Here is a 1,502-nt window from a genome sequence, read left to right as displayed (position 1 = left end):
ACTAATGACTCGTATGTTTGCCACATAAAAGAAGGGCTCAATTATCACTATATTTGTAGCATAGTGAATTAAATTGAGGAAAGGCAGGATAATGACTTAATGACTAGATGCATAAAAATGACATCGTTTGTTAGAAAACCAACCTGCCTTTCATTCTCTTCGAGTCCGGACAAAGTATTTAAGGATATATCAACATGATATAATCCAGGATAAAAAACGAGAAAGGACTGTGAGAGAAATCCTCGTAAACATCAACAAAATTAATTATTTATGATTAATCAACAAATCTTAAAACAAAACATCGGGATTGATATTTCCAAAGATGCATTTGATGCTTATTTAGTAGCCTTAACAAAAGAATTAGACATTGTTTCCATAGGTGGAAGACGTTTTAAAAACACAGATAAAGGCATAGAAGAGTTTGTTAAATGGGCCGAAAAAAAAGCCAATCCTGCAGTAGAATTGGAATTTACAATGGAATCTACCGGTGTCTATTATGAAAATCTAGCCTATACATTATTTGAAGAAGGTTACATTGTTCACGTAGTGCTTCCTAATCTGGCAAAAAAATATATAGAAAGTCTTGGTTTAAGGTCCAAAACAGATAAGCTGGATGCCAAAGCTTTAGGGCAAATGGGGGTTGAAAGGAAGCTTTCGGTATGGCATCCTGCCAGCAAAAACATCAGGATATTAAAGGTTCTAACCAGGGAAAGAACCAAGCGACAAAAGGAAAAAACAGTGGTAAAAAATCAACTTCATGCTCTAAAGCATTCCAAGGATAGACCGGCTTCATCCATTCAAAGACTCACAGAACTCATAAATTTCCTGGAACAACTAATAACGGATATTGACAAAGAAATCAAACAATTGATAACAGAAGATGAGGTTTTAAATTTGAAAGTCCAAAATATTATATCAACCCCCGGTTTGGGTATAACAACAGCAGCCAGTGTAATTGCCGAAACCAATGGATTTGCAGGGTTTAACAACATAAAACAATTACAGAGCTTTGCCGGATACGATATTAAGATAAGAGAGTCGGGTAAATGGAAGGGAAAATCCAAAATATCCAAAAAAGGGAACAGTTATATTCGATATGCCTTATATTTTCCGGCCTACACCATTATAAGAAAGTCACCTCATTACAAGACATTTTATGACAGATTGTTAGACAAAAAAGGCGAATCACTAATAGCGGCAACAGCAGTGCAAAGAAAGTTGCTAGGATTGATATATACTCTTTGGAAGAAAGATGTCTGTTTTGACCCTGATATTGAATCAAAACAAGCGGCTTAGGATAAATATCGGATATTGTGGAACCGGTGTCTATCCCTCTGTCTTTGGGGTTATATGAGGATAAAAAAACAGTGGGATAAAAATCCCACTGCACAGGATAAACATCGGCACAATGTATCACCGTATGTCTTCCCTCTGTCTGTACGCAAAGTTAAAAATTTAGTGAATTATTCTTTGATTAAATTTGGATTTTAACACAGTATCTA

The 1,502-nt window shown here is 35.4% G+C and carries 1 protein-coding gene; it reads left to right on the top strand.

Annotation, left to right across the window (positions count from 1 at the left end; all coding sequences use genetic code 11):
- Positions 1–270 precede the first annotated feature (270 nt).
- Positions 271–1,296 carry an IS110 family RNA-guided transposase gene (locus tag BM130_RS15050; RefSeq protein WP_074964424.1) on the top strand — a complete coding sequence of 342 codons (1,026 nt, stop codon included), beginning with the start codon at positions 271–273 and terminating at the stop codon, positions 1,294–1,296.
- Positions 1,297–1,502 lie beyond the last annotated feature (206 nt).

Source organism: Thermophagus xiamenensis (assembly GCF_900112795.1).
GTDB classification, from domain to species: domain Bacteria; phylum Bacteroidota; class Bacteroidia; order Bacteroidales; family Marinilabiliaceae; genus Thermophagus; species Thermophagus xiamenensis.
Note: the sequence above shows the minus strand (reverse complement) of the source record. Positions and strands in the feature narration are given on the sequence as shown.

What these genes read in the sequence shown, in the direction of transcription:
- BM130_RS15050 (WP_074964424.1), top strand. Translation starts at nt 271, where the DNA reads ATGATTAATCAACAAATCTTAAAACAAAACATCGGGATTGATATTTCC.